The 14,537-nt window shown below is 36.2% G+C and carries 10 protein-coding genes; 2 read left to right on the top strand and 8 right to left on the bottom strand.

The features are described from left to right. Nucleotides 1-44: 44 nt before the first annotated feature. From rpsA to prfC, 6 genes are all read right to left on the bottom strand, one after another. Entirely contained in the window at nucleotides 45-1,727 is a 1,683-nt protein-coding gene (gene rpsA / locus ACGH6S_RS07335) for a 30S ribosomal protein S1 (protein WP_085163945.1), read from the bottom strand. Between the two features lie 111 nt (nucleotides 1,728-1,838). Then, entirely contained in the window at nucleotides 1,839-2,519 is a 681-nt protein-coding gene (cmk, locus tag ACGH6S_RS07330) for a (d)CMP kinase (RefSeq protein WP_065589251.1), read from the bottom strand. 1 nt (nucleotide 2,520) lies between these two features. Then, nucleotides 2,521-3,801, bottom strand: a complete 1,281-nt coding sequence (aroA, locus tag ACGH6S_RS07325; protein ID WP_296302696.1) for a 3-phosphoshikimate 1-carboxyvinyltransferase — start codon at nucleotides 3,799-3,801, stop codon at nucleotides 2,521-2,523. 21 nt (nucleotides 3,802-3,822) lie between these two features. Next, entirely contained in the window at nucleotides 3,823-4,695 is an 873-nt protein-coding gene (locus tag ACGH6S_RS07320) for a helix-turn-helix domain-containing protein (RefSeq protein WP_411578573.1), read from the bottom strand. 131 nt (nucleotides 4,696-4,826) lie between these two features. Continuing rightward, the gene (gene ptrA / locus ACGH6S_RS07315) at nucleotides 4,827-7,673 is read right to left on the bottom strand and encodes a pitrilysin (RefSeq protein WP_411578572.1); all 2,847 of its coding nucleotides are present in this window, start codon (nucleotides 7,671-7,673) and stop codon (nucleotides 4,827-4,829) included. A 176-nt stretch (nucleotides 7,674-7,849) separates the two neighbouring features. Then, nucleotides 7,850-9,442, bottom strand: a complete 1,593-nt coding sequence (prfC, locus tag ACGH6S_RS07310) for a peptide chain release factor 3 (protein ID WP_296317708.1) — start codon at nucleotides 9,440-9,442, stop codon at nucleotides 7,850-7,852. A 203-nt stretch (nucleotides 9,443-9,645) separates the two neighbouring features. Here prfC and ilvY point away from each other — a divergent pair, with 203 nt between their 5' ends. Further along, nucleotides 9,646-10,548 carry an HTH-type transcriptional activator IlvY gene (ilvY, locus tag ACGH6S_RS07305; protein ID WP_174799367.1) on the top strand — a complete coding sequence of 301 codons (903 nt, stop codon included), beginning with the start codon at nucleotides 9,646-9,648 and terminating at the stop codon, nucleotides 10,546-10,548. Nucleotides 10,549-10,667: 119 nt separating this feature from the next. Beyond that, nucleotides 10,668-12,845 (top strand): 3-hydroxybutyrate oligomer hydrolase family protein, encoded by a 2,178-nt coding sequence (locus ACGH6S_RS07300; RefSeq protein WP_174799366.1) that lies wholly within the window; start codon nucleotides 10,668-10,670, stop codon nucleotides 12,843-12,845. Nucleotides 12,846-12,912: 67 nt separating this feature from the next. Here the strand turns inward: ACGH6S_RS07300 and ACGH6S_RS07295 are convergent, their stop codons facing one another. Beyond that, entirely contained in the window at nucleotides 12,913-13,494 is a 582-nt protein-coding gene (locus ACGH6S_RS07295; protein WP_174799365.1) for an ACP phosphodiesterase, read from the bottom strand. A gap of 15 nt (nucleotides 13,495-13,509) precedes the next feature. Further along, a complete protein-coding gene (locus tag ACGH6S_RS07290) occupies nucleotides 13,510-14,316 on the bottom strand; it encodes a siderophore-interacting protein (protein WP_174799364.1) in 807 nt (268 codons plus the stop codon). Nucleotides 14,317-14,537: the final 221 nt, after the last annotated feature.

The raw sequence follows: 14,537 nt of genomic DNA, 5'->3' as shown, positions 1-14,537 counted from the left end.
AGAAAAAGAGGGCAAGCCCTCTTTACTCTTTACATAAATATTTTTTACTCAGTTTTTGATGCAGCTTTGAATGCTTCTGCCATTGCATTAGTAAATGATGCATCTTCTTGAGTTGCTGTGTTGTTTACTGCTGCGAGAGCTTCTTTTTCATCAGCTTCATCTTTCGCTCGTACTGATAACGAAATTGCACGAGTTTTACGATCGATGTTAACAATTTTAGCTTCAACTTCATCACCAACTTTTAATGCAGTTGTTGCATCTTCAATACGCTCACGAGCGATATCTTGTGCTTTTAAGTAGCCTTCAATACCTTCAGCGATTTCGATGGTTGCACCTTTAGCGTCAACTGCACTTACTGTACCTTTAACTATTGTGCCTTTTTTATAGTTAGAAGCAAAGCTACTGAATGGATCATCTTCTAATTGTTTAATACCTAGAGAGATACGTTCACGTTCTGCATCAACTTGTAAAACAACAGCTTCGATATCATCACCTTTCTTATAAGCTTTAACAGCTTCTTCGCCAGGCATATTCCAAGAAATGTCTGAAAGATGAACTAAACCGTCGATACCGCCCTCTAAACCGATAAAGATACCAAAATCAGTGATTGATTTGATCTTACCGCTAACTTTATCACCTTTATTATGTGTTTCAGCAAATTGTAACCACGGGTTTGGTTTACATTGTTTAAGGCCAAGAGAAATACGACGACGTTCTTCGTCAATTTCAAGCACAACAACTTCAACAACATCACCTAAGCTAACAACTTTAGATGGATGAATATTTTTGTTTGTCCAGTCCATTTCAGAAACATGAACTAAACCTTCAACACCTGTTTCAATTTCAACAAAACAACCGTAGTCAGTTAAGTTAGTTACTTTACCTGTTACTTTAGTACCTTCTGGATAACGTTTAGCGATTGAAACCCATGGATCTTCACCTAATTGTTTTAAGCCAAGTGATACACGTGAACGATCTTTGTCAAATTTAAGTACTTTAACAAGTAATTCTTGACCAACTTCAACCACTTCACTTGGGTGTTTAACACGTTTCCAAGCCATGTCTGTAATGTGAAGTAACCCATCAACCCCACCAAGATCAACAAATGCACCGTAATCGGTAAGATTTTTGATGATACCTTTAACTTCAGAACCTTCTTGTAGATTTTCAAGAAGTTGTTCTCTTTCTGCACTATTTTCAGATTCAATAACTGCACGACGTGAAACAACAACGTTGTTGCGTTTTTGATCTAATTTAATAACTTTTAATTCGATTTCTCTATTTTCAATATGAGAAGTATCGCGTAATGGACGAACGTCAACTAGTGAACCTGGAAGGAACGCACGAACGCCATTAAGATCAACCGTAAAGCCACCTTTAACTTTACCATTGATAACACCTAAAACTGTTGCAGCATCTTCAACTGCTTTTTCTAGTGTAAGCCATGCTTCATGACGCTTAGCTTTTTCACGAGATAAGATAGTTTCACCAAAACCATCTTCGATTGAGTCAAGCACAACGTCAACAACGTCGCCGACTTGAACTTCTAATTCGCCTTGGGCATTTTTAAACTGCTCTACTGGAATCGCTGATTCAGATTTTAAACCAGCGTCAACTAAAACAACATCTTTGTCGATTGCAACGACAGTACCACGGATCATATTACCAGAACGAGTGTCTAGTTGATTGATAGACTCTTCAAAGAGTTGAGCAAAAGATTCAGTCATATTTATATACTTAAGTTAATTTTAACGTCCACATTACATCCTGTCTTGTGGGGTTGTTTATAATACTCCATACATCCTTATAATGGAGCTAGTTTCACGCTATAATTTAAGTTACAACGCAAGTTTTTCGTTTATATACTTAATAGATTGATTAAAAACATCTTCAATAGACAGTGATGTAGTATCAATTATTAGAGCATCAATTGCAGGTTTAAGTGGCGCAACGGCGCGATGACGATCTCTTTCATCACGCGCAGTTATTTCCTGCAAAATTTCGGCGAATTTAACATTATTTTGCTTATCTTGCAACTGTTTCATTCGCCTTTCTGCACGAGATTGGGCACTAGCATCAAGAAATATCTTAACAGGGGCATCACTAAATACTACACTGCCCATATCACGACCATCTGCAACCAATCCAGGTGCTTGCTTAAAGTCACGTTGACGTTGTAATAAAGCTACTCTAACCGAATTAATTGCCGCCACTTTTGATGCGGCTCCCCCCGTCTGTTCTGTACGGATTTCTTTAGTCACATCAATCTGATCTAATAACACTTTAACATTATAACCTTGCGTATCAAACGTTAGTGGCAAATTAAGAGCTAGTTGTTCAAGTTTATTGGCATCATCTAGCGCAATATCTTGCTTAAGCGCACTAAGTGCTAGCACACGATAGATAGCACCAGAATCTAAAAGATGCCATTTAAAATGATTGGCTAATGCTTGACATAACGTACCTTTACCGACACCACTTGGTCCATCAACAGCAATAACGGGAACAGATTTATTCATTTCATTCTTCGCTTAATCGTTTAAATTGTTCGAAATAATCAGGAAAAGTCTTCATTGTGCATTTAGGATCTAATATCGTCACAGAAGTATCAGAAAGCGCCACTAGCGAAAAACACATAGCAATACGGTGATCATTATAGGTTTCGATTTCGGCATGGTTTAATTTAACTGGTGGAATAATAGTAATATAATCGTGACCTTCATCAACAGTTGCGCCAACCTTTCTTAATTCTGTTGCCATCGCATATAAACGATCAGTTTCTTTAACTCGCCAATTGTAAATATTACGAATTGTAGTTGGACCTTTAGCAAACAGCGCTGTTGTGGCAATAGTCATTGCTGCATCTGGGATATGATTCATATCCATATCAACACCGTGTAATTCACCACGAGAGCATTGAATATAATCATCAGCCCAAATAACTTTAGCCCCCATTTTTTCAAGTACATGAGCAAATTGGGTATCGCCTTGTAAGCTATTTTTCCCTATGCCAGTTACTTTAACACTACCACCTTTAATTGCAGCCGCTGCTAAAAAATAAGAAGCAGAAGACGCATCCCCTTCAACTAAATAATCTCCCGGCGATTGATAACACTGATTAGCTTTAACAGTAAATTTTTGATAATTGTGATTGGTAACCAAAACACCAAACATAGCCATCATTTTGACTGTAATATCAATATAAGGTTTAGAAACAAGATCACCAATAATAGTAATTTCTGTGTCTTGTTTTGCTAATGGCGCAGCCATTAATAGTGCAGTTAAAAATTGGCTAGAGACCGAACCATCAACTTTAATATCACCACCTGTAAAACCACCTTGAATATGTAGTGGTGGATAGCCTTCATTTTCAAGATAATCAATTTTAGCTCCACCTTGTCGCAAAGCATCGACCAAATGACCAATTGGGCGTTCTTTCATGCGAGGTTCGCCCGTTAACACAATATTATTATTTCCAAGACATAACGTAGCAGCTAAAGGACGCATTGCTGTGCCAGCATTACCTAAAAAAAGCTCTAATGCATGGTCGGATTGCAAAATACCGCTCACACCTTGCACATCACAAATCGTGCGATCGTGTGATAGCTGATACTTCACACCTAACGCTGCAAGCGCATCAAGCATATAACGCACATCATCACTATCAAGTAAATTCTTTAACCGTGTATTACCTTTACTCAATGCTGATAGTAATAAAGCACGATTAGAAACACTCTTTGAACCAGGCAAATTGATAGTACCATTAAATCTTTTTATCGGTTGTAATGTTAAGGATAACATAAGGACTCTCTTTAATATTCTTTAAAATTTCTCTAACGTCGCTTTCAATAAATCAATTGCTTGCTTATCTTTAGCACTATTTTCCCATAACTTATCAAATAAATGGCGATACCGTTTAATTGCATCATAAGATGACGTAATCGATGCAATACCGGTAGTAACATTAGGTAACTCACCTAATCGAAATGGGCTCATTGCTAATGAAATAGGATTCCCATCTTGATAAAAAATCTGAAAAGCAATTGACGGAATAGCTTCTTGTGTAATAGCAATTGTTGGCGCAAGAGATTGTTGTTCAATTAACTGAATTAAGTGATAAACTTCTTTGCGTGCTAGTAGCATTCTTTCCGATTTTTTACCCGGCGAAATAGTTAAATTACCAACCAAACCAATATGTAAAAAACGTTCTACATTACGTAAACTGATTAAATTAATAACTTTTGGAATTGATTGACAGAACTGAGTTTTACGATCTTTTAAAATGGATAAGGTAGTGGCATCTTTTTGAGGATCAGCGGGTTTACTCGATTCATTTAACATCATCGCTAAATGAGACAAATAATCAGAAGAAGTTAATAAAAAGGAAAAAGGATCGAAATGAGAATAGATATGAGTTGATTGCTCTTCTAATTGACGCATACGTTCAAAAAAGCCTTCACCACTCGAATAGTATTCAGTATCAATGCCAAGTAAACTAGCAAAAGACGTATCAAGTAAGGAAGCCAATCGCTCTAGAGTTTCAATTTTAACGATCTCACCTTTTTCCAACCGATATACTGCTGCTCTTGAAATTTTAAGACTTTCTGCAACATCTTCAGCCCTCAAAGAGGCAGCAATCCGATACGCACGCAGACGCTGACCTATAGCACAATAATCAATCGATCCAGTAATCATAATACACTCAAACTATTAGGATTTTGGCAGTGTATCACAAGGTGATAGCAATGCCAATTTTTGGCAAAATGTTTTATTCCTATCTAAGTTTTTTCTCCTATTGAATTAACTTTTCTATTATTTATAACAATTTATTTAGTTTGTGACTGTAGTAATATAGCCTGCAAAGCTGATGCATTCTTATATTCGGTATACTCAGTTATTGCTTGTGGCTGCTTTAATATATCAGTTGTATTGCCAAGTACTTGTGATGCCATTACAAATCCGTTAGGTTGCATTACTGAACGTTTATAAAAATCAATCAAATCTTGCTTAGTAATTTTTTGCAATTGCTCGATTTTTTTATCCTTTAAATCAAACGCAAAACGTGAATTACGGTAGTCAGGCATATAACGACCAAACTCCTCATCCAATGTTTGCGGAGGCATTTTTAATTCATCAAGTACCGCTTTTTTATATTGCTCAATATCTTTTTTCGATAATGCTTGCAATTTATTCAGCATAACTGGATAAAATTCTTGGTAGCGTTTAATTAAATAAGCCGGATCATATTGATTACTTTGGATAATAAAACTCATTCCCGACGAATCACCAACCGTAATAGGCTCTGCAAATACAGCATAACCAAGTTGCTCATTGGTGCGTAACTGATCATAAAACCAAGGTGAAATAATTTTAGAAAGAGTATAACTTATCATGCTACTACTAATTCTATCATAACCCATTGGAATATAGCTCATCATCAAAGCATTATCAGTGCTTTTTGCATGTTGAGTTATTTTAGCCTCTAACGAGTTTTTAATCTGAATATTATTAACAGGAGTAAATTCAACATCACGCACTAATGTTTTCTGGATGGCATGATAAAGATCTAAAGAGTCCTCGTTAGACAAATTACCCAAGCTAAGCATATAAGGTACTGAGTGAGTTAATAAGTTATCACGGTAAGCTAACACATCATTAATGGTCATATTTGCTGTAATTTGTCGTTTTTCATCTCGTTCAAAATAATGCGGTAATACCGACAATGCATTAATAGGATTAACCGCTAACCGATAACTCTTAGCATGATCGGCTTTATCCAATTCTTGCAAATACCAAGATTTAGCTAATGCTAAACTTTGCTCATCAATAGTGGCCTTGCGATAGTTATCAAGTATGGCCGTAACCATTTTTGGTAAATGCTGACTAAAACCGCTGGCTGAAATCATTAAGCCATTATCATTACCAGTTGATAATGAAATACCAGCAACTCCAGCCTGAAATCGTAATTGTTCTAAATTACGACTAACAATATAATCAAGCAGATTAAAAGCAACCACAGCTTTTACGTCGCTAGTAGCCTGATTATTGCGTAATGAAACAACAATAGCAGCTTTAGGTTCATTTTTAAAATACTGGCTAGCAAAATGAATATGATTACCGCGCTTACTAAATTTTTCAGGTTGCGCTTGATTACGATTTTGTTTTAAAATCGTAAAATTATCAGGTATATAAGGATTGAGCTCAGGCAAACTAAATGTAAAATTTTTGCCTAGTGCTAACCAACTTGCTTTTTGCTCGCTAGTGATATTATCAATTTTATAAGGTGCATCGACAAAATAAGCAGTTTTATTGGTAGTTTGGTTTGGCGAAATCACCCAAATTCTAGCATTATTGGCAGTCAAACTTTTTAAACGTGCCGTAATAGCTGATTTATCAAAATGAGTAGCAACATAATCTGAATTTAACACATTTTGAACTGGATACAACAACATTTGATCTGATAGCCATTCTACATATGACATATCACGCTCGACATCTTGATATTTAAACTCTAACGCTAATACCTTTTGAATCTCTTGATAATAAGCGTCAGAAATGCCCTCTTTTTGAATCAACTGTAAATAATTAAAAATAGCGCCAATAACTTTATCTTTTTGAGCAAGTCCATCGTCGGTTAAACTCACATTAATACTCAATATACCACTATTACCATAACGGATAGGATTGATAGATGAACTAATTCCTTCAATTAAACCTTGTTTTTGTAACTGATCAGACAACGTATTATGACTACTGTTACAGATTAAATAAGTAATATACTCATCGGTTTTATCAGCAAATTTAGCCAAGTTATTTTCAATCGGAAACTGTAAAAACAATAGCTTTTTGGGTTGTGCTGGTACCATAGAAATTTGTTTATTTAACACATTTGGTGTTATAGCGGGTTTATCAACTATTGGGACATTAATATTTTTATTAGGGATTTTACCAAAACTATTTTCAGCTAATTTTGTCAATTTATTGATCGACTGATTGCTATACATCACTCCAACCATAATATTGGCTGAATAATAATCTTTATGAAAATTCACTAAAGCATATTGTAATTTACTATTTTCTTTATCACTTAACGTTTCTAAATTACCGCCTGAAAATTGAGAAGCTGGATGGTTTTGATTAATTGTTTCAGAATCAACTTGCCCGATCCTAAAACCATCATTTGATCTGGCCATTGTCAATTCAGCGTTAACTGCATTACGTTCTTTATCGGCAAATTTAGGATCTAAATTGGGCTCAGCAATAGCATCAGCTAAATAATCCAGTGCTTTATCAAATGCGCTATTTTCAACTTCAAAATAAAAAGCCGTTCTATGTGCTGCAGTGCTAGCATTATAACTTCCCGAATGACGACTTAAAAATTGAGAAAAGCTTGCTGGTTCTGGATAATTTTTCGATCCCATTAATACCATATGTTCAGCATAATGAGCCAACCCTTGTTGCTCTTTGGGATCTTGCAACGAGCCGACAGGCAGTGCTAATGATGCCAGTGATTTTACAGCATTAGGATCTGAAACAAGTAACACTCGCATTTTATTTGCTAGCTCAACCACCTCATATTGGCGCTTATCGCGCTCGCTTTGCTGAACTTTTTCTAACAAAACTGGGCTCACAAGCTTATTTTCAATAGCAAACAATATCGGTGAAGTAGTCATAGTTAATAATCCAATAACACTACTAATTATTAAATTGACTATTTTTTTATTTTTCAAATCCATAATATTCACTCGCTTGACTTTATCATCAAAAAAATACGGTTAAAAAGAAAGAAGCGGATGTATCAAAATGCCTAAACATAATGATAGATTCCGCTATTTTGTGATGAATACAATTAATGTTCTCGAGTTTTTCTAAACCCAATATCAGGATATCTTTCTTGAGTTAAATTTAAATTAACCATACTTGGTGCCACATAAGATAGATTATCCCCGCCATCTAAGGCCAAATTTTGTTCACATTTTCGTTTAAACTCTTCCAGTTTTTTCACATCTGAGCACTCAACCCAACGCGCTGTTGTCACATTAACTGGCTCATAAATGGCTTCAACGTTATACTCTGATTTTAAACGAGCAACCACCACATCAAATTGTAGCACCCCTACAGCTCCCACAATTAAGTCATTATTGGTTAATGGACGAAACACTTGTACAGCACCCTCTTCGGACAATTGAACTAACCCCTTTAATAACTGCTTTTGTTTAAGTGGATCTTTAAGACGAATTCGACGAAACAGTTCTGGTGCAAAGTTAGGAATGCCTGTAAATTTCAGATCTTCACCTTGTGTAAAAGTATCACCTATTTGAATCGTGCCATGATTATGTAAACCAATGATATCACCAGCATAGGCTTCTTCAACATGTTCACGATCACCTGCCATAAATGTTAAGGCGTCAGAAATATTGATATCTTTAGCAATACGTACATGTCGTAACTTCATGCCCTTTTCATATTTACCCGATACAATGCGCATAAATGCAACGCGGTCACGGTGTTTAGGATCCATATTGGCTTGAATTTTAAAAACAAAACCACTGAACTTTTCTTCTGATGATTCGACTTCACGCTTATCGGTTTGACGAGGTTGAGGAGTTGGTGCCCAAGCTGTTAAACCATCAAGCATATGATCCACGCCAAAATTACCCAATGCCGTACCAAAAAAGACTGGCGTTAAATCGCCTGACAAGAAAGCATCTAAATCAAATTCGTTTGATGCGCCTTGCACTAATTCAAGCTCTTCACGCAGTTGCTGCGCTAAATCATCACCCACCGCTAAATCCAAATCAGGGTTAGTTAACCCTTTAATAATTCGGACCTCTTGTATTGTATGACCTTTCCCTGATTGGTAAAGGTAAGTTTCGTCTTTAGCTAAATGGTAAACACCTTTAAATAACTTGCCACAACCAATCGGCCAAGTAATAGGGGCGCACATAATATTTAACTCGTTTTCAACCTCATCAAGCAGTTCCATTGGATCGCGAATATCACGGTCTAACTTATTCATAAAGGTTAAAATTGGTGTATTGCGTAATCGTGTCACTTCCATTAATTTGCGAGTACGATCTTCAACCCCTTTTGCTGCATCAATTACCATCAAACAACTATCAACCGCTGTTAGCGTACGATAAGTATCTTCAGAAAAATCCTCGTGCCCTGGAGTGTCTAATAAATTAACTAAGCAGTCATTATAAGGAAACTGCATCACAGATGTAGTAATTGAAATACCACGTTGCTTTTCCATTTCCATCCAGTCTGATTTCGCATGTTGGGCATTAGCGCCACGGCCTTTAACTGTACCAGCTGTTTGAATCGCATGACCAAATAACAATACCTTTTCGGTAATGGTTGTTTTACCAGCATCGGGGTGAGAAATAATTGCAAAAGTGCGACGTGCATTAACTTCGTCTAAATAAGCTTGTTCTGTCATAAAACTGTTTTAACTCACACAAAAATAATCACATATTTTAGCAGGTATCTGTCTGTTTTGCTATTGATGTTATATGTAACGTTATTTGCCTTATTTATTTATCTATGCATAATATTTGACTTAATAAGTAATGCACTATTTACTGCTTTTTGTTAAAAAGTTTCAGGTAACTATATGTTTAAGTATAAAAACTGGGATTTGCTATGAACATTCGTGATTTAAAATTGTATTTACATTTATGCGAAACCTGTCACTTTGGTATAACGGCAAATGCTATGCATGTTAGTCCATCAACCTTATCAAGGCAGATCCAACGACTTGAAGAACATTTTGGTCACGCGCTATTTATTCGCGACAATAGGCAAGTACAAATCACTTCGGAGGGCGAAAAAGTTAAACGTTTTGCTCAACAAGTAATAAACATGCACCAACAACTAAAATATGATTTAGATCAATCTAACCAACAAATTGTCGGCGAACTCACTCTATTTTGTTCAGTCACCGCTGCATATAGCCATCTACCTGAAATACTTGATCGCTTTAGGATCCACTATCCTCTAGTTGAAATCAAACTATCAACGGGTGATGCTGCTGACGCTGTAAAGAAAATTCAAGCAAATGAAGCCGATTTAGCTATAGCAGGTAAACCAAAACAGCTCCCTACTGGTATTGAGTTTTTAAAATTTGGCGAAATTGAAATGGTATTGCTAATACCTAAACTTAATAGCACGTTTAGTGACAAACTACATCAAAAACAGCCTGACTGGCATAATATTCCCTTTATATTGCCTGAACATGGCCCTAGTCGCCACCGTATTGATTTATGGTTTAAGCAAAGAAAAATTTCCAATCCCAAAATTTATGCTACGGTTGCAGGACACGAAGCCATTGTATCGATGGTTGCTTTAGGTTGTGGGGTAGCCTTATTACCTAAAGTCGTAATGGACAATAGCCCTGAACGAATAAGAGAGCGCATAACCGAATGGTCAACAAACTTAATGGAACCGTTTGATGTTGGTATTTGTGTACAAAAAAGAAGATTATCAGAGAAAATCATTGCTGCCTTTTGGGCAATTTGCAATCTCAATTTACCTAATAACGCATAACAAAAATATAGTGTATAATTACACCTCAAAAAATTAAAACTATATAACGTGTTAACTAGCATATACCTAATTTTTTATTAAGATTTTATGTAGCAGAATAACATTGCATGGTATTGAAAATGAAAAAGATAAAATTAAGAACGTTAGCCTCATTGATATTTTTTGCCGCTGTTACTATGCCATTAATGGCACAGTCCAATACCACAAAACCAACCACCTCTAACATAAACGCTGGTACTGGCAAAAACAATACAAAAGCTGACAGCAAAACGGCAACGTCAACCACAACTATAACAACCAATACTGAAACTAACAGCAGCACGCCATCCCCAATTGATAACACAATTAAAAAACCAAAGTGGCTAGTCCGCAATACATTAGCTTATTATGATGGTGATAGTGATGACCTTGTTACAGCTGGGCTTGGGTTTACCCCATTATCAACCACCACTATCGTACCAGAAGTTGAAATTCCAGCTAAACCAAACTTTCAAGAACGCCGACAAGCTAAACTAAATCGCTATATTGACACCAAAATTGGTGAAGGAACACTATTTGGTTTTAGAAAGCAAGAACTAACTCCTTTGTTTGACGGTAAAATTGCAGGTACCGAAATATCAGCCGTACAAAGACAAGACGGTGTTGGCATGTTGCTACAAATTCCACTTGATTTTAACAAAAATAAACCTTGCATTGTTGCGGTTCCTGCTAGTGATTCGGATGGAATATTTAATACCAAAGATATACAGATTCGTGGATTATGGGGACTCCGTCACAACTGTGCAGTAGTATATAACGACAAAGGGCTAGGTAACGGCATTTATGATATTGAACGCAAACTTGGATTCACCGTTTGGGGAGAAGTACAAAGCGGTAACATCTTATTCTCTCCTTCGATTAATAATAAAGAAAAATATATCAAAAAATATCCCCATCGCTATGCTATAAAACAACTACACTCGCAACTCAATGCCGAAGCCCGCTGGGGGGAACACGTATTAAAATCCCTAGAATTTGCTTTTTATGAACTTAATATTATGTTTTCACCGAATGATCAAGCTATATTTAACAAAGACAACACTCTGGTTTTAGTCTATGGCGCAAGCGATGGTGGTGGAGCAGCATTAAAAGCTGGCGAATTAGATGATCAAAATATGATTGACGGTATTGTTGCAGTTAATCCACAAATTCAACCAAATCTTGACAAAGCCTCAGTTAAACTCAAAATCGGCAACAACAACTCGCAAAAGTTAGAAGCCAAATCTATTGCTAATTACAGTGCTTATGGTGCGTTATATATACCATGTGCCATACCAGCCATAACAGCTTATAAAGACGATGCTTATGTACCTTATGCTGATTATTTTCTTTATTCACAAGAGCGCTGTAACGCCCTTAAAAAAGCAAAGTTACTTACTACAGGAACACCAAAAGAAGCGTTAGAAAAACTACATAAAAATGGTTGGACACCAGAAATGGATATTCAACTACCCTATTTTTACTACACTGAATCTATTGGTCTACCATATCAATATATTAGTGCCTATGGCAAATATAGTGTCACCGAAAATATGTGCAATTTTTCGGTAGCAAGCACCCAGCAAAACCCAATTAACAACACAGGAAAAGTTGCACCATTAAAAGAAATTTCGTTTGAACAAATATGGGGAATGGCTAACGGCCATTTACCGCTTTGGAATGGCCGTAATGCAACGGTTTTGGATCTAGTTGAAAACGAAGATCTCAACACCCCAAGACGTGAATTTTATTCTAGCTCGCAAACGAAAAATACAATCGATTACGGCACTAAAGGATCGATCTGTGTTTATAAAAAATCACAAGAACCACGCATTAAAGAAGGCATAAAACAAGTTATGGCATCGGGTAACTTACATGGTATAAAAACCTTTATTGTCCATGGTCGGAACAATGTTAAACAATTACCCAATTATACATCGCGCGCTTATGTCGCACTAAATAGCTTAGTTGAAGGTAAACAATCACAACTGCGATATATTGAAGTAGAAAACGCCAGCTACTTAGATGGCCGAGCCCCATTTGACAACACATTACTACCAATTGATTATTATGGCGAAGATGCCATCGAGTGGTTATGGGCTAACTTAACCAACAACGCTACGCTACCAGTAAGCCAAGTTGTACGTACCAAAACTCGTGGAGGTAAAAGCGGTTATGCGCCACAAATAACCGACAACAACCTAAAACCGATAGCTCAAACGCCAAATAGCAACAGCATTATCCAAAAAGCAGATGGCAAACTGATATTGCCAAATTAACAGCAAATAATCTAAAACACTACTGGTTTAAGCATAGCGGCTTGAACTGGTAGCACCAAAATCCAGTTTAGCTGGTGCTATCTTTTACTATTAAACAGATTTTGGGATATAACAAAAAAAATAACGACTCTAATTGAGCATAATGCTGCTTAACATCAACAATTGTTTCTTTTAACAAATATAATTTTGGTCGTCTATTTGCCATGCCACTAAGGACATTACCAACAAAGTCAATAGAAGCATAATTTTCGAGCCACTCCCCTTGCCACATTGAATTCATAAAATGCTGATAATCTACCGGATAAACGTCAATATAAGGTTGGATATGAGCTTTTGTTACTTGATTGAATTGAGACACACTCGACAACAAACCATAATTAGCCCAATGCTTTGACAAAAAATGATCCCACACAATATCTAATGTAATGGCTGCAACTCGCTGATGCGATTTTCTAAACAGCAGCTTGGCTTTCTTAACTTCAAGCAGGCTATCGGTCAATCTATCAATTTTACGGTGTAGCATAATGCCATCGGCAATATTAGAGTTATAAATTAAATAAGGATCACCTTTAACAAAATCAGCAACTGTATTACCAATCAACGAACTACGTGCTAACGTAGCCAAATGCAAATGAGCAAGAATATTCATAAAAGTAACCGTTAATTATTCACGATGTTTAAATTCGCCTTCGGCGAAACCTTCTCGCCAGTAACTAGTAATATGAAAAGCATCAGGCGACAAATGTATATATTTATCTTTAATAGCATGACGAACAGATTGTGCCAACGAACGCTCCATCCCTCCCCAAAACAACAACTTATTTTGCTCTGATAAATCAGCATTAATTACCGCATCAACTAATTGAAAGGGATTATCCCTATTTTGTATAAACCAATTCACCTTAATATTTTTATTATCTGGCAACGGCACTATATCACTTTTATGATTAACCTGTATAAAGGCAAAAGCCTTCTGATTTTGAGGAAGATGTTCAAGCGTATAACATATGGCGGGCACAGCCGAAATATCCCCCATTAACACCAAACAATTATCAGTAAATCGCAACTTGCTGGCTGCCGCAATCAAACCAATTTGGTCACCAATCTTAGTTTTTTGCGACCACACTGAAGCCAATCCTGTATCATGAATAGCAAAATCAACAAAAAATTGATTAGAGGCACGCTCAAATTCGCGCACACTATAACTACGGACTAGCTGACGTTGCTTATCATCAACAGCGATTTTATTATTATCATCAAGTTTAGGGAAAGTAATTACATTGGTTGAAGGATCAGGAAAAAGCAATTTTAAATACGGACAAATCCATAATGGATCGATATTTACTGGTTTATCGCTACTAAACTGTATGCGAATAAAACTGGGAGATATTTTTTCAATATTCAATACTGTTAATAACGCATTGACGATGACTTTCTTATTGAATTTGATTTTTCCTATTTTTTCATCCATCAGCTGATCCTTATATTTATTGCTAAATGGCTCATCATACAACAAAATATATTAGAATAATGCTATTTTTATAATTGAAAAAATAGATAAACTTGTTTAACCCAAAAGCGATGAAACAAGTTTAGAAAAAATCAAATTAAAAAATAGGGCGTGTTGATCTTTCGTGATTATTTTTTAGACGGCATGATGTGAGTTATAATAATTCTGTCAAAAACAACCAT

The organism is Gilliamella sp. BG3, from assembly GCF_046635605.1.
GTDB lineage: Bacteria > Pseudomonadota > Gammaproteobacteria > Enterobacterales > Orbaceae > Gilliamella > Gilliamella bombi.
Note: the sequence above shows the minus strand (reverse complement) of the source record. Positions and strands in the feature narration are given on the sequence as shown.